The 21,399-nt window shown below is 43.3% G+C and carries 21 protein-coding genes; 14 read left to right on the top strand and 7 right to left on the bottom strand.

Translation table 11 applies throughout. The annotated features are described in order from the left end of the window. Nucleotides 1-86: 86 nt before the first annotated feature. On the bottom strand, nt 87-1,631 hold the full coding sequence (locus tag EO131_RS02540; protein ID WP_127018770.1) for an Rne/Rng family ribonuclease: 1,545 nt from the start codon (nt 1,629-1,631) through the stop codon (nt 87-89). 274 nt (nt 1,632-1,905) lie between these two features. Then, nucleotides 1,906-2,196: an HU family DNA-binding protein gene (locus EO131_RS02535; protein ID WP_036380395.1), complete on the bottom strand. Its 291-nt coding sequence runs from the start codon at nt 2,194-2,196 to the stop codon at nt 1,906-1,908. Nucleotides 2,197-2,321: 125 nt separating this feature from the next. Here EO131_RS02535 and mutY point away from each other — a divergent pair, with 125 nt between their 5' ends. Genes mutY through gldD form a run of 4 tightly spaced genes read left to right on the top strand, consistent with a single transcriptional unit; the run spans nt 2,322 to nt 5,721 of the window. Beyond that, complete coding sequence (mutY, locus tag EO131_RS02530; RefSeq protein WP_127018769.1) at nt 2,322-3,359, top strand: A/G-specific adenine glycosylase; 1,038 nt, start codon at nt 2,322-2,324, stop codon at nt 3,357-3,359. A 23-nt stretch (nt 3,360-3,382) separates the two neighbouring features. Further along, a complete protein-coding gene (locus EO131_RS02525; protein WP_127018768.1) occupies nt 3,383-3,838 on the top strand; it encodes a single-stranded DNA-binding protein in 456 nt (151 codons plus the stop codon). A gap of 25 nt (nt 3,839-3,863) precedes the next feature. Beyond that, entirely contained in the window at nt 3,864-5,174 is a 1,311-nt protein-coding gene (locus EO131_RS02520; protein WP_127018767.1) for a gliding motility-associated protein GldE, read from the top strand. Further along, the gene (gldD, locus tag EO131_RS02515; protein ID WP_127018766.1) at nt 5,164-5,721 is read left to right on the top strand and encodes a gliding motility lipoprotein GldD; all 558 of its coding nucleotides are present in this window, start codon (nt 5,164-5,166) and stop codon (nt 5,719-5,721) included. Before EO131_RS02520 ends, gldD begins: the two co-directional genes overlap by 11 nt. Here the strand turns inward: gldD and EO131_RS02510 are convergent, their stop codons facing one another. Continuing rightward, nucleotides 5,722-6,156 carry a hypothetical protein gene (locus EO131_RS02510; RefSeq protein ID WP_127018765.1) on the bottom strand — a complete coding sequence of 145 codons (435 nt, stop codon included), beginning with the start codon at nt 6,154-6,156 and terminating at the stop codon, nt 5,722-5,724. Nucleotides 6,157-6,372: 216 nt separating this feature from the next. Between EO131_RS02510 and EO131_RS02505 the strand changes: the two genes are divergently transcribed. Both EO131_RS02505 and EO131_RS02500 read left to right on the top strand, forming a co-directional pair. Then, nucleotides 6,373-6,699 carry a hypothetical protein gene (locus EO131_RS02505; RefSeq protein WP_127018764.1) on the top strand — a complete coding sequence of 109 codons (327 nt, stop codon included), beginning with the start codon at nt 6,373-6,375 and terminating at the stop codon, nt 6,697-6,699. 60 nt (nt 6,700-6,759) lie between these two features. After that, nucleotides 6,760-8,871 (top strand): TonB-dependent receptor domain-containing protein, encoded by a 2,112-nt coding sequence (locus EO131_RS02500; RefSeq protein ID WP_241243778.1) that lies wholly within the window; start codon nt 6,760-6,762, stop codon nt 8,869-8,871. A gap of 57 nt (nt 8,872-8,928) precedes the next feature. Here the strand turns inward: EO131_RS02500 and EO131_RS02495 are convergent, their stop codons facing one another. Next, entirely contained in the window at nt 8,929-11,001 is a 2,073-nt protein-coding gene (locus EO131_RS02495) for a M16 family metallopeptidase (protein ID WP_127018762.1), read from the bottom strand. Between the two features lies 1 nt (nt 11,002). Continuing rightward, complete coding sequence (locus tag EO131_RS02490) at nt 11,003-12,325, bottom strand: M16 family metallopeptidase (protein WP_127018761.1); 1,323 nt, start codon at nt 12,323-12,325, stop codon at nt 11,003-11,005. Nucleotides 12,326-12,509: 184 nt separating this feature from the next. Between EO131_RS02490 and EO131_RS02485 the strand changes: the two genes are divergently transcribed. From EO131_RS02485 to rpmA, 3 genes are all read left to right on the top strand, one after another. Then, nucleotides 12,510-12,956: a DUF4199 domain-containing protein gene (locus tag EO131_RS02485; protein ID WP_127018760.1), complete on the top strand. Its 447-nt coding sequence runs from the start codon at nt 12,510-12,512 to the stop codon at nt 12,954-12,956. A gap of 101 nt (nt 12,957-13,057) precedes the next feature. Beyond that, entirely contained in the window at nt 13,058-13,597 is a 540-nt protein-coding gene (gene rplU, locus EO131_RS02480) for a 50S ribosomal protein L21 (RefSeq protein WP_127018759.1), read from the top strand. Nucleotides 13,598-13,621: 24 nt separating this feature from the next. Next, nucleotides 13,622-13,882, top strand: coding sequence for a 50S ribosomal protein L27 (gene rpmA / locus EO131_RS02475; protein ID WP_127018758.1), 261 nt, complete (start codon nt 13,622-13,624; stop codon nt 13,880-13,882). 55 nt (nt 13,883-13,937) lie between these two features. Here rpmA and EO131_RS02470 read toward each other — a convergent pair whose 3' ends face one another. Then, a complete protein-coding gene (locus tag EO131_RS02470) occupies nt 13,938-15,050 on the bottom strand; it encodes a D-TA family PLP-dependent enzyme (RefSeq protein ID WP_127018757.1) in 1,113 nt (370 codons plus the stop codon). Between the two features lie 136 nt (nt 15,051-15,186). Here EO131_RS02470 and EO131_RS02465 point away from each other — a divergent pair, with 136 nt between their 5' ends. Next, entirely contained in the window at nt 15,187-15,765 is a 579-nt protein-coding gene (locus EO131_RS02465) for a DUF3332 domain-containing protein (protein WP_127018756.1), read from the top strand. 67 nt (nt 15,766-15,832) lie between these two features. Here EO131_RS02465 and ahcY read toward each other — a convergent pair whose 3' ends face one another. Then, nucleotides 15,833-17,149, bottom strand: coding sequence for an adenosylhomocysteinase (ahcY, locus tag EO131_RS02460; RefSeq protein WP_127018755.1), 1,317 nt, complete (start codon nt 17,147-17,149; stop codon nt 15,833-15,835). Between the two features lie 74 nt (nt 17,150-17,223). Between ahcY and EO131_RS02455 the strand changes: the two genes are divergently transcribed. Genes EO131_RS02455 through EO131_RS02440 form a run of 4 tightly spaced genes read left to right on the top strand, consistent with a single transcriptional unit; the run spans nt 17,224 to nt 20,846 of the window. Continuing rightward, on the top strand, nt 17,224-17,865 hold the full coding sequence (locus EO131_RS02455; protein ID WP_127018754.1) for a 4'-phosphopantetheinyl transferase family protein: 642 nt from the start codon (nt 17,224-17,226) through the stop codon (nt 17,863-17,865). Between the two features lie 41 nt (nt 17,866-17,906). Beyond that, the gene (locus EO131_RS02450) at nt 17,907-18,167 is read left to right on the top strand and encodes a YkoF family thiamine/hydroxymethylpyrimidine-binding protein (RefSeq protein WP_127018753.1); all 261 of its coding nucleotides are present in this window, start codon (nt 17,907-17,909) and stop codon (nt 18,165-18,167) included. Then, nucleotides 18,151-18,786, top strand: a complete 636-nt coding sequence (pnuC, locus tag EO131_RS02445) for a nicotinamide riboside transporter PnuC (protein ID WP_127018752.1) — start codon at nt 18,151-18,153, stop codon at nt 18,784-18,786. The genes EO131_RS02450 and pnuC overlap by 17 nt, the downstream gene beginning before the upstream one ends. Then, nucleotides 18,747-20,846, top strand: a complete 2,100-nt coding sequence (locus tag EO131_RS02440) for a DUF4301 family protein (RefSeq protein WP_127018751.1) — start codon at nt 18,747-18,749, stop codon at nt 20,844-20,846. Before pnuC ends, EO131_RS02440 begins: the two co-directional genes overlap by 40 nt. Nucleotides 20,847-21,399 lie beyond the last annotated feature (553 nt).

The raw sequence follows: 21,399 nt of genomic DNA, 5'->3' as shown, positions 1-21,399 counted from the left end.
ATGGATGTTCCAAAGGTAGCATTTAGCCTCGAAACCTTCCAAAACAAAAAAAGCGACCCCATTTCTGGAGTCGCTTTTGGTTATTGTCATAGGGTTTTGCCCTCTTTGTCTTTGAAATGATATTCAAGATAGGTGTAGGCATCCCGTGGTTGGATTTTAATCCATTTTTTATGGGTGTTGAACCATTTAAACCGGATGGATGGGAATCCTTGCGTAAGGTAAGCCGCAATGAATGGGTGTGTGTTGAGCACTATTCCATTGTTCTTTGGGTTTGCCTTAAGGATTCGTTCCAAATCTGCTTGGATTTTATCGATGATGACGATCGGTGCTTCAATTTCGGCACCGGTAACGTTCGGATTCTCCTCACTGGTCTTGATGTTCATTTCAGGACGAACCCGTTGTCTTGTAATTTGGACAAGTCCAAATTTGCTGGGGGGCAATATTTTATGTTTTGCCCTGTCGTCCTTCATTTCATCCCTAAGGTGGTCGAACAATTTTCTTCGATGGTCACCTTTGGTCATATCGATAAAATCGATAACGATAATACCTCCCATATCCCGCAATCGCAATTGTCGGGCAATTTCGGAAGCGGCCAATAGGTTCACTTCCAAAGCGGTATCTTCTTGGTTCTTGGCCTTGTTGGATCGGTTACCGCTGTTCACGTCTATAACGTGCAACGCTTCGGTATGTTCGATCACCAAATAGGCGCCCTTGCTCATTGAAGCCGTTTTTCCGAACGAGGTCTTAATTTGACGCTCAATTCCAAACTTTTCAAAAATGGGGACAGAACCGGTGTATTGCTTTACAATGGATTCCTTCTCGGGTGCAATCTCGTGCACATAGTCCTTGATTTGGTTGTAAAGCGTTTCGTCATCAACATGGATTCCGGTAAAGGTATCGTTAAATACATCCCGAAGGATGGAAGAGGCCCTATTGAGTTCCACCAATACTTTGGATGGATGGGGCGCTCTAGGCAATTTTTTGCACATTGCTATCCATTTGGCCAGCAAGTTCTGTAGATCTTTGTCCAGTTCTGCAACCTTTTTGCCTTCTGCAACGGTACGGATGATCACACCAAATCCTTTGGGCTTAATGCTCTTCACGAGTCGGATGAGCCTGTCCTTTTCCTCTTTGCTCGCTATCTTTTGGGATACCGAGACCCTATCGGAAAAAGGGACCATGACCAAGTAACGTCCGGCAATGGAAAGCTCGGAGCTGATTCTCGGGCCCTTGGTGGAAATGGGTTCCTTAACAATTTGTACCAATAATGACTGATTGGCCTTGATTGCATCGGTGATGCTGCCATTCTTGTCAATGTCTTTTTCAAATGGAAAATCTTTCAGGGAGAAATCTTTTAGTTTCCCTGTTCTTACTTTTTTGATGAATTTCAACATGGAGGACAATTGCGGACCTAGGTCATGATAATGCAGGAAGGCATCTTTTTCATAACCTACATTGACAAATGCCGCATTAAGGCCGGTAACGGGTTTTCTTATCTTGGCTAGGAAGATATCCCCAACGGAAAAGTTGTTATTGTCCTCTTCCTTGTGTAATTCTATAAGCTTTCCATCCTTTAGTAAGGCAAAATCGACTGCATCGGGAGTAGATCTTACGATTAATTCTCTATTCACCTGAATCGATTTTTATTCATCCCAATAAAAATTGGGACAAATGATTAAACAAAATATATGGTATCGGTTATTTTTCGAACCGACTGAAATTCGCTGTTTGAATCTCTATGTCAAAGAACGTTTTACGTGTAAAATGAAAAAGTAGTTGCAACAACTACTTTTTCTTGTGTCGGTTAGCTCTTCTGCGTTTTTTACGCTTGTGGGTCGCTACCTTGTGTCTTTTTCTTTTCTTACCACTCGGCATAAGGCTCTTGCTTTTGTGTTGTTAATTATATTATTTTACTTGTACATTGCTCTTTACGCCTTCCACGAAAACTTTGGCGGGCTTGAAAGCAGGAATATTGTGTGCGGGGATTTTGATGGTAGTGTTCTTTGAAATGTTCCTACCTGTTTTTTCAGCTCTGGTCTTGATGATAAAGCTACCAAAACCTCTTAAATAAACATTGTCACCATTTTCCAAGGAAGATTTTACCTCCTCCATAAACGATTCCACTGTGGCTTGCACGTCACCTTTTTCAATTCCTAGTTTTTCTGAGATCCTAGTTACAATATCTGCTTTCGTCATTTCTCTTGATTATTTTTTCTTATTTTTTTCGGCTTGCAAATATAAACATTAAAATTAATCTTTCGTTTAAAGCCTTTAATTTTAAGTATATAAACTGATACATTTGGCCCATAGTATTTTCTTACATGTCTTTTTCCCGTAAAATTCTTGATTGGTACCGCGAAAATAAAAGGGACCTCCCATGGCGAAAAACAAGGAACCCCTACCGAATTTGGCTGTCCGAAATTATGCTGCAGCAGACCAGGGTGGCCCAAGGATTGCCCTATTACCAAAAATTTTTGGAGGCCTTCCCAACCGTTCACGATCTTGCCAATGCCCCCGAGGAACAGGTCTTGAAACTATGGCAAGGCCTAGGGTACTATTCCAGGGCACGAAACCTACATACCACGGCAAAAATGGTGGTCAGTGATTTTGATGGCAAATTTCCAAACACCTATGAAGGCCTTAAATCTTTAAAAGGAGTCGGGGATTACACGGCGAGTGCCATTGCATCGTTCTGTTTTGATATTCCCGAACCAGTGGTGGATGGCAATGTGTACCGCGTATTGGCGCGTTATTTTGGTGTGAAGCTACCCATCAATGAAACCCAGGGGGCAAAATATTTCAAGGAATTGGCCCGCGAGGTCATGGACCCAAAGCAAATCGGGGATTACAATCAGGGCATCATGGAATTTGGTGCCGTCCAATGTGCGCCCAAAAACCCAAATTGCATGTTTTGTCCATTAAGCGAAAGCTGCGTGGCCTTTCAAAAGAACCTAGTATCGAATCTTCCCGTAAAATTGAACAAGACCAAGATCAAAAACCGATATTTTAACTATTTGGTATTTCTTGATGATTCGAACCAAACCCTATTGGAACAGCGAAAAGGGAAGGGCATTTGGCAAAACCTGTATCAATTTCCTTTGATCGAATCGAAAGGCGAATGGTCCGAAGCACAATTGGAGCAAAAAATGGGTGAAACGAACGGTTACCCCAAAATGCAGTCCGTTACCTTATATAATATGGAACCGATTGTGCACAAATTGTCCCACCAACATTTATATACCAAATTTTGGTTGGTGAATCCTTTGACCGAATTGGACGATGGCATTCCATGGCAACGCATAACCGATTATCCCGTACCAGTTTTGATTGCTGATTTTATCAGGACATTTAAAATTTAGTACTTTTGATTAATTAAAGAATTATGAGCGGAACATTAAATAAAGTAATGCTGATCGGGCATTTGGGAGACGAAGTGAAAATTCACTATTTTGAAGGAGGGAACTGTATTGCCAGATTTCCATTGGCCACCAATGAATCCTACACCAACCGGCAAACGGGTGAAAAGGTGACCACCACGGATTGGCACAATATCGTGGTACGGAACAAGGCCGCTGAAATATGTGAAAAATACCTGAGTAAAGGGGATAAGGTGTATGTTGAAGGACGTTTAAAAAACAGACAGTGGCAGGGCGAGGATGGCAATATGAGATATACCACTGAGGTCCATGTACAGGACTTTACTTTTTTAAGCACCAAAAAAGAAGGTATGGATGGCGGCCAGACATCCAGTGCCCCAATGCATGATGAACCGGCTAGGTCCACTGGTCCGGCAGCACCCGTAAATGACACGGAAGAGGATGATGATCTACCATTCTAAGAATATCGATTAAAGAGAAACCATATTGGATCCCGAGCCCCATTGTTTATCAATTTCGATTTTGGCCCTTAGCGGAATATTCACTTTAAAAGTGATTGTGATGGTCTTTCTTTTGGCATGCTCCGCGTTGATATCGGCAGCTGAGGTGGCCCTTTTTGGTCTCTCGCAGACCGATTTGAACGAGCTGGAAGAAGATGGTTCCACCCAGGGAAAGCTTATTGTCGGTCTTCTGGACAAACCTAAAAAGTTGTTGGCCACCATTTTGATTACCAACAATGCAATCAATATTGGTATTGTATTGCTGTTCAGTTCCATTGGCGACACCCTGTTTTCCAATATTGAAGGCACATGGCGGTTTGTACTGGAAGTGGTCGTGGCCACATTCCTTATTTTGATGTTCGGCGAAATCCTGCCAAAAATCTATGCCAATAGGAACAGGGTACAGTTTTCACAGATCATGGCCGTACCCTTAAAAGGACTCAACTTTCTGTTTACCCCTTTGAGCGGGCCCATGCGCTCGGCAACTTTGTTCTTGGAGGATAAATTGGGAAAGAAAAAATCGAATTTGAGTGTTAACCATTTATCACAGGCACTGGAGTTGGCCTCCGAAGGGGATACCACCAAAGAGGAGCAAAAGATTTTGGAAGGCATTGTCACCTTTGGAAATACCGATACCAAACAGGTAATGAGTCCGCGGATCGACATTTTTGCCCTCAACGAAAAAATGAAATTTCCCGAAGTGTTGCTCGAAATCAAAAAGAACGGGTATTCTAGGATTCCGGTGTTTTCCGAAAACATGGACAACGTTTTGGGTGTACTTTATGTAAAAGATCTTTTGCCGTATATCGAAAGGAAAAGTTTCAATTGGATGTCGCTGATCAGAGAGCCTTATTTTGTGCCAGAAAACAAAAAATTGGACGATCTTTTGCTTGAATTTCAGGAAAAGAAAAACCATTTGGCCGTGGTCGTGGATGAATATGGAGGCACTTCCGGGATTGTTACCTTGGAAGATGTTATCGAGGAAATTGTTGGGGATATCAGCGATGAGTTCGATGATGAAGACCTGATCTTCTCCAAATTGGACGACCATACCTATGTGTTTGACGGGAAGACCGCACTCAAGGATTTTTATCGTGTGGTAAAGATGGAAGACGAAGAAGAATTTGAAAGTAAAAAAGGGGAGTCCGAGACCATTGCAGGGTTTGTACTTGAAATATCGGGCAGTTTTCCAAAAATGGGAGAAAAGGTCTTTTTCAATGAGTACCAATTTGTGGTAGAGAGCCTGGACAAAAAAAGATTAAAACGCATAAAAGTAATTTTGCCCAATGAGAAATAGCCTTTTATTTGGATTGGTTCTTATAGTTTTAGCCGTGGGCTGTAAAGAGAATGTACTGCCAAAACCAAAGGCAATGCTCCGTTTGGAGTATCCAGAAGGGACCTATTTGCAGACAAATTTGGACTGTCCATATACCTTCGACCAAAACAATCTGTCCCAAATCAAGGAAAACAACGATTGTTCCTTGGTGCTGGATTACCCTCAAATGAAAGGATCAATATTTCTTACATATAAAAAGGTGGAAGGGAACTTACGGGAGCTCATGATCGACGCAGAAAAACTCACGTATGAGCACGTGGTAAAGGCGGATCAGATTTTACCGAAGGAATACAGCCATCCCGAAGCCGGGGTTTATGGAATGTTCTACGAAGTGAGCGGAAATGCCGCGTCACAATCCCAATTTTACGTCACCGATAGCATCAACCATTTTGTAACGGGCTCCTTGTATTTCTACGCAAAACCCAATTACGATTCCATTCTTCCCGCTGCAAAATACCTGGAGAACGATATCCGTAGAATCATGGAAAGCCTTCGGTGGAACAATTGATCAGTTTTCTTTTGTTTTGTTCAAAAGGGCCTCGGCCCGTTCAATACTTCCGTTTATTTCTTCTTTAAGGGCTTTTACTTTTAGTTCCTCCTCGTCCAGCCATTGTTGCTTTTGTTCGGTCAGTTCCTTTTTCATCCGAATATCATCCTGATCAAAACGGGTCCCGAAATTCTGCATCCAATCCATCATGGATTTATGCGCATTCTGAAGGTCTTTCATGGCCACTTCATACTGCTGTCCCATTGCTGTGGAGTCCACCTTGCTCTTAAGCTCACCGACCAAGTTGCCGATGGTCTTCATTTTGGGCATTACCTCATCATGTACGGCAAGTACTTGCTCCATTTGGGATGGGCCTTCATCTACTTTTTTTTCTTCTTTGCATGCAGTTGTTAAAACTAGAACTGAACAAACCAGTAGTATCAATATATTTTTCATGGATAGGTATTTAAGGTCAAAAATAACCAATTGAAGAGTGTCATTAAGGGTTTAAACATAAGAAAATGAAGCAATGTTCAAAGTGACTTTTGTCACATAAAGGAATTCCTTGGATGGTTACATTTGCACTTCAAAGATGTTGCCTACACATTGAATCGAGTTGGTATTTCAAATAAAATCCAAGGGTTTTACATTGTACTTTTCATAGCATTGGTTATGATCAGCAATCTCCGGTTTTCCTCCATGTATGTGTATTACAGCATCGACCGCGAAGGTTTTATTGAACGGCTCTGTGAGAACAAGGACAAGCCCGAGCTGAAGTGCGACGGAAAATGTATGCTGGCCAAAATGTTGCAGGCCCAAACCGATGAGGACGAACAACCCATGCCGGTAATCGGATGGGAACAGCAGTTGGTCTTTTACTTGGAATTGCCCAATTTCCAATTACAGGAATTAAACCATCAAAACAGCAATATGTTCCAATACCGGGAGCATTATTCCTTTACCTTCATTTATTCCCTGAACAAACCTCCCATTGTTTAAGATTCATCCGAACAGGGCAATTGTGAATGCCCAATTTGTAAAATCTTAAACATAAAATCAATGAATAAAAGTTCAATGGCAAAACTCTGTGTTTTGTTCTTTGGGGCCAGTATGGCCTATGCGCAGGTAGCACCTGTAAACGATAGTGTAACCCGAAAACCAGTGCAATTGGACGAAGTGCTGGTCGAAGGAAAAAGTAAGACAGATCCTGTTTTTTCCATGTTTAAAAGTGAGCCGGAGAAAAAGGTGGTGCAATCCAAGAATGTGGCCGATCTTTTTAGGGACATCAATGGATTCTCCCTGATCAAAAGGGGCAATTATGCCATCGATCCCTCATTCCGAGCCTCCCAATACGAGCAATTGAACGTGCAGTTCAATGGGGGCACCAAAGTTATGCATGCCTGCCCCAACCGTATGGATCCCATCACCACCCATGTAATTCCGGAGGAAATTGAAAGAATCGAAGTGGTTAAAGGACCGTACACCTTTAGGTATGGGCCTACCTTTGGCGGTATCGTCAACTTGGTTACCCAAGAAGTGGAAAAACAAGAAAGAGGTTACCACGGCAAGGTTAATTTTGGGGGAGAGAACAACGGCAACGCCCTGACCACGTTCGCAAACCTCAAATATGTGGCCGATGCCTTCGATGTAAACCTGAATGTGGGGTACCGTGATTTTGGAAATTATGAAGATGGCGATGGCAACGAAGTGCCCTCTTCCTTTAAAAGCACCGATTATGGGGTGCAGGTTGGGTTTAACCCGAATGGGAAACAACGAATCCAAGTTGGGTTCAGGCAATCTTTTGGGAGGGATGTATTGCATGCCGGCTTGCCCATGGACACTGAAATCGATGACAGCAATGTGTTGTCCTTGGATTATAAATTGGCCGACCTTACCGGAACTTTGAAAGGTTTGAGTGCCAAATTATACCGTTCCAAAGTGGATCATGTGATGACCAATGCGTTACGACCCAGTTTTATGATGACGGAAGCCGTCTCCGAGGTGGATGCCACTACGTTGGGCGGCAGACTGGAATTGGAATGGCGACCTGTTCAAGAGCTTAAACTCTATACCGGGGTCGATGCCTTTTCTGTGGGCAGGACAGGTAATCGAACCCGTTTGGTAAAACGGAATATGAACGGGGATTTGTTGCCCACACCCATGGAATTTGTGGATGAGGTTTGGCAAGATGCCCAAATTGATGATTTTGGTGCCTTTGTGGAAGGAAAGTATCCGATTTCCGAAAAACTGTTGATGAACGTTGGAGTTCGTTATGATTTGGTGCATTCCACCATCGATGCCCCAGCAGCTGATTTTGTGGCGGAATATCCCGAATTGGATACTCGAAATGAGAACAATATCAGTACTACGACATCCTTTAAATATATGGCCAACAACAAGCTGCTTTTCGAATTGGCCTATGGTCGTGGGGTACGTTCGGCCAATATGATTGAACGGTACATCAACCATTTTACCGTTGGGCAAGATGCCTACGAATATGTGGGCAACCCCTATTTGGATGCCGAGGTGAACAACCAATTCGAATTGGGTATGAAAGCAAAATCAGCATTTGAAGGGTATGTTTTCAATCGTTTGGATTACGGGGCATCGGTGTATTATGCCTTTTATGACAATTATATAGTGCCTGTGATCGATCCCGATCTCAACAAGAAATACATGCCGATGGCACCGCCCACGGAGGTAAAAAGGTTCATCAATTTGGATGAGGCCTATAAAACGGGGTTCGAGTTGTATGTTGATTTGGGATTTTTGACCGATTTCAACTTCAAGACAGAACTATCCTATGTGTATGCCAAAAACAAGGACTTGGATGAATCCCTTCCGTTGACACCCCCCTTGGTGACCCGGTTCAATTTAGGGTTTCAACGAGAAAAAGTATGGGCAAAGGCCACGTACACGATTGCTTCAAAGCAATCGGAAATCGCCACTTCCTTTGGAGAACAGACAACCGATGGTTACGGAATTATGGACCTGAGTTTTGGAACCAAACCATTCCAACATTTCACTGTTGGGGTAGCGGCTTCCAACATTTTTGATGTGGCCTACCACAACCATTTGAATTTCTCTTTTGTCAACCAGGCAGACTACGGTCGTGTACCCATAAACGATCCCGGTCGAAATTTATCGGCATTCGTTCAGTATAGCTTTTAATTTATGGATAAAAAAAGGGGCGCTAAATGGCGCCCCTTTTCTATTCTAATTTGAATATTATTTGAAGTCCGAAGCATCCACTCCTTCATTCACTTTGATTTCCTTCACCATGAACTCGAAGCTTTGCGGCCCAACGGTCTGCATGATCTTGAACGGGAATTTGATTCCGGATACTTCTTGGTAGTCGCCATACCCCAAGGTGCTCGTCATTTGCTGTCCCTGCACTTCTTGGGTAGTAACTTCCTGAACCTTAAGTCCGGTTTCCATATCGTAAAAGGCAGATTTGCTATCACTTATTTTAAGCTTGTAGGCTTTGGAATCACCAACTTGCTCCACACCTTCCAAGGTAACATTGCCAGCTGCCAAATAATTCAGTTCGGGGAAAGCTGAAGATTCTTCCTTGACCTTTTCGATTTCTTCAGGCGTAAGATCTTTGCGCTGGCCCTGTACCACGGCGTAGCCAGAATCACCATCCAAAACTTGTTTGGACATGGAGTTGCCCATCACTTTCACGTCTTGCATAAACTGGTCCTTGGTGGTCTTCTTCATTTCAAGTTCCAATTTCATGCCCTGCATTTCGGCCTCGGCCACCATGGAATAGGATTCCACACCGTCCAGTTTGGCTTTTCCACCAATGGCCTCAATGTATTTTTCCAAAATGGTGTTGGCATCCATACCTTCGGGAATGGCTGCACTGTAATCCGGTTTTTCGGTTTTGTTGGCATATTTATCGTAAAACAGCACGGGAACCGTTTTGCCTTTAAAGGAAACCTTTTCCAAATTTTCGATGATATCGCTTCCCTTTCCGGTAACCACGACACGGGCATTACTGGTAGAGAAATATTTTTTGGCAGCCTTTTGTACATCTTCCACAGTAACGGCATCCAATCGCTCCAAGTAGGTTTTGTAAAAATCCTTGGGCAATCCTTCGGTTTCAATATTGAGGGCGTAGTTGGCTACGGTTTCGGGGCGTTCCAATGCCATTACAAAACTTCCGGCGTACTTGGCCTTGGCGTTTTTCAATTCTTCTTCGCTGACGGGTTCCGATGTGATCCGATCTATTTCTTCAAGAATCTGTACAACGGCACTGTCGGTTACGGAATTACGTACCTGAGCATACGCATTGAAACGCATGGGGCTGTACTTGTTGTCGCGAATTCCGGAATAGGAACCATACGTGTATCCTTTATCTTCGCGGAGGTTTTTGAACAATCGAGCTTGTGAGCCACCTCCCAAAATACGATTGGCCACCAAAGCATCCAAATAATCCGCATCCTTCATTTTCAAATTGGTAATGTTCTCCACGGTCACTTCAGATTGCACGGCGTTGGGCACATCAACCACATTGATCTGTGTATACTGTGCATCCGTCGGGTCGGAATAGGTGAACGATGGAGGTACGGCTTTGGACCAAGGGGTGAAGAATTTGGTCACCAATTCCTTCACATTTTCAAATTCCACATCGCCGATGACCACCAAATAGGCATTGGCAGGCACAAAATAGGAACGGTAGAAGTGCTCCACATCCATGAGGGTTACATTGTTCACGGTCTCTTGCGAGGTGATTTCGCCGTAGGGGTGATTTTTGCCATAGGCCAATGCTGCCTCTACTCGATTCGCAATGGCAGAAACATCCTTCTCCTCGGATTTTAGTCCCGTAAGCAGTAAATCCTTTTCTTTTTCAAATTCCTCTTGTTTAAAATCGGGGTTTAGGGCAGCATCTGCCAGAAGTTCAAGAACCCTTGGGAAATACTTGGAAAGGCTGCTTGCAAACGCACTTTGGTTTCCAATGGAAATGGTTGCACCCAAGAAATCGACTTCTTCATAAAAGTCGTCTTTCGGAATATTCTTGGAACCTTTGCCCAACATGCTTCCGGTAAGACTGGAAACACCTGCCTTGTCACCCTCCAAAACGGGAGGATTATCTATGGTCAATTGGATCCTGACCCTTGGTAATTTATGGTTTTCGACCACCAATACCTTGAGTCCATTGTTCAACGCGAAAGTGGCAGGTTCTTTTAAATTGATTTCCGGTGCAGGACCCGGTTTGGGCTGTTTGCTTCGGTCTATTTGTGCATGGGCCGCCACCATAAAAAGGGACAGCACGGTAAATAGGATATACTTGTTCATCTTAGTTCGCATCTTTTTGTGTGGGTAAATACTCCAGTTCTACCCGTTGGTTCACCTTCAAATATTTTTTGGCCACTTCCATAATTTCCTCACGAGTAATGGAGCGGTAAATGTCAATTTCTGTGTTGATGAGGTTGGTGTTGTCCTTCAGCATATAATTTTCGGCCAAATTATTGGCCACCCCTTCAATACTGCTGTTTGCATTTACATAATTGTTCTCGAACTTGTTCTGCAATTTTTGATAATCTTTTTCGGAAATCAAATTCATCTGGATCTTTAGGATTTCCTCATCGATTTCCTTTTTAAGGTCTTGAATGGTGTTGTCTCCCACAGGTAGCGCACCCACAATGTAGGAACTGTAATCCTCGGCATCGATGGGCACGGAGAAAATCTGAAGGGCCATCTTTTTCTCATCCACCAATTTTTTGTACAACTTGGAACTTTCACCATCGCTTAGGTAGGTGGAGATCATATTGATCACATAAGCATCGCGTTGTCCCTGTCCTGGAGTTCGGTAGGCCAACAATATGGCTGGAATTTGGATGTTGGGGTCACGGTATTCGGCAAAAATGGTATTGGTGATCGGATCTTCTTGAATGTTCGGCCGCTTGATTTCCTCACCTCTTGGGATTGGACCAAAATAATCGGCGATCATTTTCTTGGTTTTCTCAGTATCAATGTCCCCAGCAACCACCAATACGGCATTGTTGGGTACATAATAGGTCTTGTTGAATTTTTTGAAATCATCGAGCGTAGCACTGGCCAGGTGGTCCAAGGACCCGATCACGCCCCATCGGTAGGAGTGTTTGGTATAAAGATTTGAGAGGAGTTGTTCAAAAAATGCACCATAGGGGGAATTATCAACTCTGAGCCTTCTTTCCTCTTGTACTACTTCTTTTTGGGTGTCGACCCCCACTTGTCCGATAATCGGGTGCAGCATGCGTTCCGATTCCAGCCAAAGGCCAACCTCCAAACTGTTGGAAGGAAACACTTCATAATAATAGGTGCGGTCCAAGAAGGTGTTGGCATTGTTGGTACCCCCGTTGGAGGAAACAATCTTGTCCCATTCGCCCCTTTCAATGTTTTTGGTGCCCTCGAAGAGGAGATGTTCAAAAAAGTGGGCAAATCCCGTTTTGTCCGGGTCTTCATCCTTGGATCCCACATGGTACATGACCGATGTGGTCACTACGGGAGCAGAATTGTCCTGGTGCAGGATCACGTGGAGCCCATTGTCCAGATCGTACTCTTCAAAATTCACTTCCTGGGCAGAAAGCAAACCGCCAATAAAGAGCAACGATAATGCAGAAAACACATGTTTTTTCATCGTAATAGTCAGTATTTAAATATAGATGTTACAAAAAGGTTGGTAGCCATTTTTGGATTGATGTTACACTAAATATAGGTTAAAATCGAAAATTGGCGGAAATGAAGATACTCTTTTTAGGGCGTTTCGCACAATATTTGCCAAACATTCAGTAACTTAAACTCAACTTCCAAAAAGCTACATAATGAAAAAATTGACGCTTCCCATTCGATTCGGAATTGTGACCAGCGCCGTATTGATCGCTTACTTTTTGATTTTGGCCCTCATGGGTAAACATACCAATGTTTTTTACAGTCTGTTCAATGGGTTCATTACGGGATTTGGCATTTATGAGACCATAAAATACACCAAGCTGAAACAGGGTCAGGGTTTTAGTTATGGCAGCGGCTTTACCGCCGGAGTTACCACAGGTTTTGTGGCCACGTTGCTGTTCACCATTTTTTTCGCCATTTATGCCACCGAACTGGATACTGAATTTTTGGACAACCTCTCCTCGGCATGGGCCAAGGATTACAAGAATTTCCAGGGAATTGTGTTCTTTACGGTTGCCATAATGGGCTTTGCCACCACCTTGGTGCTTACCCTATCCTTTATGCAATTGTTCAAATCTTCCAACAACGCAAAAAAATAGGGCCAAATGCCAGAATAATACTTGTGGATTAAGGATTTAGCAGTATATTTGCACCCGCTAATTTTGATAAAGCGCAATAATTTTAATCTAATCAAGGAATTATGTACGCAATTGTAGAGATGGCAGGGCAGCAATTCAAAGTTGCAAAAGACCAGAAAGTGTACGTTCACCGTTTGCAAGAAGAGGAAGGTAAAAAAGTTACCTTCGATAAAGTTCTTCTTTTGGAAGATGGAGGAAACGTTACCATTGGCGCCCCAGTCATAGAAGGTGCAGCCGTAGAGGCCAAAGTTGTTAAGCACCTTAAAGGAGATAAGGTAATCGTTTTCAAAAAGAAAAGACGTAAAGGTTACCAAAAGAAAAACGGCCACAGACAATATTTGACCGAGATCGTGGTTGAAAGTATTGTTGCCAAAGGTGCCAAGAAAGCGGCTCCTGCAAAGGCCAAGGAGGAAAAGCCAGCTGCCGAGCCTAAAAAAGCCGCAGCCCCAAAGGCGGAAGCTCCAAAAAAAGAAGCTCCAAAAGCAACTGAGGACCTAAGTGCCAAAACAGTAGCTGAATTGAGAGATATGGCCAAGGCCAAGGACATTACCGGTTACTCTTCCATGAAGAAAGCCGAGTTGATCGAAGCATTAAGCAAATAAGAACAGAACTAAAATTTAGATATCATGGCTCACAAGAAAGGTGTAGGTAGTTCAAAAAACGGTAGGGAATCAGAATCGAAACGCTTGGGCGTTAAGATTTTTGGTGGCCAGGCCGCTGTTGCTGGTAACATCATCGTTAGACAACGTGGAACCAAGCACAATCCTGGAGACAACGTATACGCGGGCAAAGACCATACTTTGCATGCCAGGGTAGACGGTATCGTTAAGTTTGAGAAAAAAGCAGGTGGAAAATCCTATGTTTCCATCGAGCCTTTCCAAGCCTAAATACTGCCACCATATAAAATTGAAAAGCCCAGCATTTGCTGGGCTTTTTTTATGCTCAAAAAGTAAGTCTTCTTTTGCGGGCCGTAATCTCCCAAGTGTCTTTTTTCAAACCATCCTCAATTACGGAAACCTCATCATGTAGGTTAATGGTCGGGCAGATGTGATAGGGAACACCGTACAGCACATCGCCCACTTTCCAAGCATCCCAATCCGCCACTTTGATCACGCCGTGTTCTTCACTTTGTGAAAGGAGTTCATAATTATCCAAGTTGAGAAATTTTACTCGCTTATCGATTGGGTTTTCAGCAGCAACGGATTTATGTCCAAGATCCACGGTGATAATCCCCTCCGTTGGTTTAGAAATGATACGGGTAACCAACAACGCAGCGTACTTAAAATTTTGTTCGGACAATTTTTCTGCATAGCCCCAATCCCAAAGGACACAGGTACCGGGACTGGTGATTCGTTGTTGTTGTAGTGCGTGTGAGGTAAAGGATGGAGTTCCCCCACAAATCAATTCGGCAGATGGATGGTCGATGCGCAGGGCTTCAAAATAGGCGTCAACATCTTTAACGCCGGTTTCGATTTTTTGTCGACGGACTGAAAAATCAACATCTCTTAAATGACCGTCGTAGGCATGCAATCCTTTCAGGTGTAACGATTTACATATTTTTAAATAGTCGGTAAGTTCATCCAACTGAGGTCCGATTTTGATACCGGAACGATCCATTCCATTGTTGATATCAATATAAATGGGAACGGTGAGTCCTTTTTCCTCCGCTTTTTGGTTGAGCAGTTCAGCACTGCCGATATTATCAATCAACGTTGAAAATTCGGTTTCTGGAAAGTGACTGGTCAAATTTAAAAAACGGTCGATCTTGGGACCCACCAATTGATGGGCGATCAATACCGATTTGGCACCAGCTTCGGCAGCAATTTCAGCCTCGGCTACGGTCGAAGCTTTAAAGTTGGTAATACCCGAAGCCAAGAGATGCTCCATTACTTTGGGCATTTTGTTGGTCTTGATGTGGGGCATTAATCGAGAAAGGTCACCATTGACCAGACCGATCATTTCTTTTACATTGAACTTTAAATGATCCAGATAAAGAACCACAGATGGAGAATCCACCGCATCCATATTTTTAATTTCGTACCAAGTGTTGTCCATAGGCGTTTTAATAGATCATAAAGGTAGCGATCTGTAACTAAAGGTCTTTAAAATTTTCAGCATTGTGTAAAAGAAGCCTATCGGTCTACCAAATCTTTTTAGTAGCTTTAAAGACATTAACCATAAATCATTTATCATGAAAAAAGTTATTATTTCTTCATTGCTGGCCTGTTCCATTTTGTTTACCAGCTGTTTGGGTTCGTTTAGTGCCTTTAACAACCTGAAAGATTGGAACCAAGGAGTCACCGACAGTAAATTTTTGGACAACCTCATTTTTTGGGGTTTGAACATTGTTCCAGTTTATGGATTGTTTTTCTTGGGCGATGCCTTGATCTTTAATGTTATCGAATTCTGGTCGGGATCGAATCCGATTGCCATGAAAGATGGGGAAATTGAAACCCAAATGGTGGAGCATGATGGTAATACTTTTGAAATGGTGGCTACTAAAAACCGGGTACAGATTACTGTGGTCGAGGGACCAAAGCAAGGCAAGAAATTAGAATTGTTCTATAAGCCGGACGAAAAATCATGGAATGCCATACGTCCAAATGGGGAAATCATCAAGTTATCCTCATTTGAGGAAGGGTTCTACATTGTGTACATGCCCAATGGTGAACAAATCAAGATCGATCCCATGAACAACAAGGAAGAAGGATTGGCAATTTTAAAGGAACATAAAACCTGCTATTACGGCGAGGCCCTTTTGGCAGATTAAGCCGAAATACCCATAAAAAAACCCATGGTGAAAGCCATGGGTTTTTATTTTTAAAGGGGTAGTCGAATTAATAACGATAATAGTCCGGTTTAAAGGGACCTTCCACCGATACGCCAATGTACTCGGCCTGATCTTGCTTCAGTTCAGTAAGTTCGGCGCCCAAACGCTCCAAATGCAATTGTGCCACTTTTTCATCCAAATGTTTGGGTAAGGTGTACACTTCATTCGCATATTTGTCGCTGTGGTTCCACAGTTCGATTTGCGCCAAAGTTTGGTTGGTAAACGAGTTGCTCATCACAAAACTGGGGTGGCCAGTGGCACAGCCCAAATTCACCAAGCGCCCTTCGGCAAGCACAACCACATCCTTTCCATCAATGGTATATTTGTCCACCTGTGGTTTTATTTCGTCTTTGGTATTTCCGTATGTTCGGTTCAACCAGGCCATGTCAATTTCATTGTCAAAATGCCCAATATTACAAACGATGGCCTTATCCTTCATGGCCCTGAAATGCTCCTCACGGATGATGTCCTTGTTGCCCGTTGCAGTGATTACCACATCGGCATTTCCGACCACATTTTCCAATTTTTTCACTTCATAGCCGTCCATACAGGCCTGTAGGGCGCATATGGGGTCGATCTCCGTTACGGTTACAATGGCACCAGCCCCGCGGAACGAAGCAGCAGTTCCTTTTCCAACATCACCATATCCTGCCACTACTACACGTTTTCCTGCCAACATGGTATCCGTGGCCCTGCGAATTGCATCAACCGCACTTTCGCGACAACCGTATTTGTTGTCGAACTTTGATTTGGTCACAGAATCGTTCACGTTGATGGCCGGCATGGGCAATGTGCCCTTTTTCATACGCTCGTACAAACGGTGCACACCGGTGGTGGTCTCCTCGGAAAGGCCTCTTACCCCAGAAGCCAATTCAGGATATTTGTCCAAAACCATATTGGTAAGGTCACCACCATCGTCCAAGATCATGTTCAACGGTTGTCTGTCCTCTCCAAAGAACAAGGTCTGCTCAATGCACCAATCAAATTCCTCCTCGTTCATGCCTTTCCACGCATACACAGGGATTCCAGCAGCGGCAATGGCAGCAGCGGCATGGTCTTGGGTCGAGAAAATATTACAGGAACTCCAAGTTACCTCGGCACCAAGTGCCACCAAGGTCTCAATAAGCACTGCGGTCTGGATGGTCATATGCAGACATCCGGCAATCCGCGCACCTTTCAAGGGTTGTTCCTTGCCATACTCTTCCCGCAAGGCCATCAGTCCCGGCATTTCGGCCTCGGCCAACTCAATTTCCTTCCTTCCCCAATTCGCAAGGGATATATCTTTTACCTTGTAGGGTACATATGGAATTGTCTTTGTACTCATACTTTATATTGATTAACTTTTGTAGCTTCGCTTTTATAGCGCGACAAAGATACGAAAACGCTTAACTTTTGGTTATGCCCATTTACAAAACCATAACAGTTTCCCCGACTACCAACGTATACATTTGGAAAGTGACCGAACCAGAGCCCGAACTGGGCAAGAATGTGGCATTGACCCCGCATTGCCAAGATCGGATGGATGGCATGAAATCCGAAGATCATCGCAGGGCCTTTTTAAGTATTCGGCATCTTTTGGCCCTTGCAGGCTATAGTGATTTCGATTTGGTGTACGATGATTTTGGAAAGCCCCATTTGCGGGATGGCAATTTCATTTCCATTACCCATTCACACAATTTTACCGGGGTGATCATCAGTGAAACCGATGAGGTGGGCATCGATATTGAAATGCAGCGGGACAAAATCCTAAGGATTGCCCATAAATTCACCCCAATTGAAGAGTACAGAACCCTGGCCAACACTGAAGCGATCATTCGAAAACTGACCATTGTGTGGGGTGCCAAGGAATCCCTTTATAAAATTTATGCCCAGCAGGGGCTCAGTTTTTTGCAACATATCAATGTGATTGATTTTTCCTTCGAGGAAACACGAACGGTAGCGGAAATCACATACAAAGGCAAAAAATCCCATTATGGGGTCGAATTTTTGGAATTTGAGGGATTTACCTGTGTTTATGCCCTCAAAATGATGGGTGGTTGACCGTTTCTTTTTGTTAGCTTTGCCCTACCTAACTAATGTCCATGAAAATTTCTGTTGAGCTCACCCTCACCCCCTTGCAGGATGATTTTGAAACTCCCATTATCCATTTTATCAAAAAATTAAGGGCTTCGGGCCTTACCGTTCTGGAAAATCCGTTAAGTACCCAGGTTTATGGTGATTATGATACGGTTATGAACTTGCTGCAAGCGGAAATCAAGGGTGCTTTTATGGACTTGGATCATGTGGTGTTGGGGATGAAGATCGTTAAATCTGACCGAAGCGATTATGAACCCCATTTTTGATTTTTTTCTTGGGCCGTACGAAGATCGGGAACTCTCTTTGATCATTCTGGAAGCCACCGCTTTTTTCTTCGGGATTGCCAGTGTGATCTATGCCAAAAAGGAAGATATTTTGGTCTATCCCACGGGATTGGTAGCGACGGTGATCACCACCTATATCTTTTTAATGGATCGCTTGTTCGGCGACATGATGATGAATTTCTATTATTCCATCATGAGTATTTACGGTTGGTGGAACTGGGCCAGAAGAAAGGATGACCGTCAACCAGTGGTACATATTACGAGGACCAATAAAAGGGAAAAGTGGATTGGGTTTGGGTTCTTCCTACTCACCATGTTGGTCACCTATGGCGTTTACAAAGCCTTTGGTGCAGAAATACAGACCACCAATTATGTCGACATATTTACCTCTGGTGTATTTTTTACCGCCATGTGGTATATGGCCAACAAAAAACTTGAAAACTGGACCTTGTGGATTTTGGGTGATTTGATTACCGTACCTTTGTATGCGTATAGGGGATGGGGTATGTTTTCACTGCAATACCTCATTTTTACCATATTGGCCATTCAGGGATATCTAGCATGGAAGAAAAACTTGGGCAGGAGCCTTCAAACCTCATAAAAGTGGTCCTTTTTGGACCCGAATCTACAGGAAAGACGACACTGGCGGGACAATTGGCCGATCATTACAAGACGGAATGGGTGCCCGAATATGCACGGGAGTACCTTCAAGACAAATGGGACAGGGAACAAAAAACCTGTGAGCCCAAGGATTTGGTCCCCATAGCCTACGGCCAGATGGAGTTGGAGAACCGATTGGCCAAAACGGCCCATAAAGTGTTGGTCTGCGATACCGATCTTTTGGAAACCAAGGTATATTCCGAAGCCTATTATACAGGGACCTGTGATCCTATTTTGGAAAAATATGCCATCAAAAACCAATATGAACTTTATTTCCTGACGTACATCGATACCCCTTGGGTGGCGGACGATTTAAGGGACAAACCCGATGAGCGGGAACGAATGTTTGCGTATTTCAAGGAAGCGCTGGAAAAATATAACAGGAATTTTATTATTTTAAAGGGAGATAAGGCAACACGACTTGCCACAGCAATTGAACACATTGATAAACTTCTCCAAAACATGATCGAATTTACTCCGAACGACTTGGAACAATTGAAATCCAAGGGCATCTCCAAAGAAAAAGTAATCCGTCAAATAGAAACATTCAAAGAGGGCATCCCTTTTGTTGAGTTGGTAAAAGCTGCGGTAGTGGGCAACGGTATTCTTCGGTTCTCCGAAGGGGAACAGAAGGACCTTATCCAATATTTTGAGGATAATCGCGGCAATTTGGACCTTTTAAAATTCGTTCCGGCCTCTGGAGCGGCCTCCCGTATGTTCAAGGCGATGTTCAACTTTTTGGATGCTTTTGATCACAAAAAGGAAACATTGGCAGCTTATTTGGAACGAACTGGAGACAAAGAGGCGGAAAAGTTCACGTCCCACATGGATAAGTTGCCCTTTTATGGGTTGATCATGGACCGAATTAAAGGGAAAGCCCAAAATAAGGATGAAGAGGCCTATCTTTTTGTAAAAGAGATGCTGTCTGAAGATGGCTTGAATTATGGCTTTTATCCCAAAGGTTTGCTTCCGTTTCATAAGTACGGTTCGGAAACCGCAACACCCTTCAAAGAGCATATGAAGGAAGCGGCATTGTACGCCAAAACGGATGGAAAAGCACATCTGCACTTCACCGTATCCGAACAGCACGATGAGATGTTCAATGCGGAAGAAAAAACGGTTTCACCCAAAATATCAGCTTCCACGGATACCAAATTTCATATCGGCTATTCCAACCAAAAACCTTCCACCGATACCATTGCGGTAGACATGGAGAACAAGCCGTTCAAGAATAGTGATGGGTCCATTTTGTTCCGGCCAGGTGGGCACGGTGCATTGATTGAAAACCTGAACGACCAGGATGCGGATATTATTTTCATCAAGAATATCGATAATGTGGTCATAGACAGTAATTTGGAAGCGGTCGCCAATAGCAAGAAAATGTTGGCCGGCGTTTTGAAAAAGGTACAGGACAAAGCGTTTGGTTATGCGGAAATGTTGGATGGCAACGATACACCCATCGACAAATTGGATGAGATCAAATCGTTTTTGGAAAAGGACCTCAATGTTCGAATGCCCCAAAATTATGAAGATTTGGATGTAGATACTCAGAGCGATATTTTAAAAGATAGATTGAATAGGCCCATCCGTATTTGCGGCATGGTAAAAAATGAAGGAGAACCCGGAGGAGGGCCCTTTTGGATTAAAGATTTGGAAGAAAACATTTCACTGCAGATCATTGAATCGGCACAAATAGATATGGATGACTCCGAACAGGCCGGCATCCTCAAAAATTCCACTCACTTTAACCCGGTCGATTTGGTTTGTGGCGTACGCAATTATAAAGGCGAGAAGTACGATTTGCTCAACTATGTGGATGAAAAACAAGGTTTTATAACTGGTAAAACCCAAGAGGGCAAGGAGTTAAAGGCCCTAGAGCTTCCAGGGTTATGGAACGGTGCCATGGCTTTTTGGAATACACTATTTGTGGAAGTACCCTTGGTGACCTTCAATCCGGTGAAAACGGTGAACGATTTGTTGAAGCCCACGCACCAGGCCTAAAAACCAAGTACAAGCATATTTTCTGATCCGTTGCCACACTGGCAGCGGATTTTTTTTTGAATTTTTGTGACCTAATTCAACAAGTAGTGTCCAATAGGTATACTCTAAATGGAATTATTGTAATTGAACCAATTGTTTCAATCACATAATTTAAAGAAGACAATCCTTGCGGGAAGTCTCAATTTAGGTTGGTTGATTTGGTATGAAAGCCGTACACTCTGTGCGGCTTTCTTTTAACCATTGGTGTGTAAGCTGTACAAAAAAGTTGAGTATGCTTTTTAAAGTGATTTTGTTTTTCAATATGGTCTCCTTGGCCATGGCAATATATATGTTGGTTTCGTATGTGAAACAAAAAAAGAACAGGAACGAACACAAAAAATCGGGATGATGCTATATGAACACTAACCTTGGTATTATCCATTTCTGCTGACCTTGAGCATGGTCTTATTTCCTTGTGACCATGTGTTGGCAAAATTGAAAGGCTGCTTTGGCGGCCTTTCTTTTTTTATGGATGTTGTAGGTGTCACATAAAAAATAGGAATTGAATCTATGA

Origin of the sequence: Flagellimonas beolgyonensis (genome assembly GCF_003992615.1) — a bacterium.
Classification (GTDB): Bacteria; Bacteroidota; Bacteroidia; order Flavobacteriales; family Flavobacteriaceae; genus Flagellimonas; species Flagellimonas beolgyonensis.
This window is presented reverse-complemented; position numbering and strand designations above follow the sequence as displayed.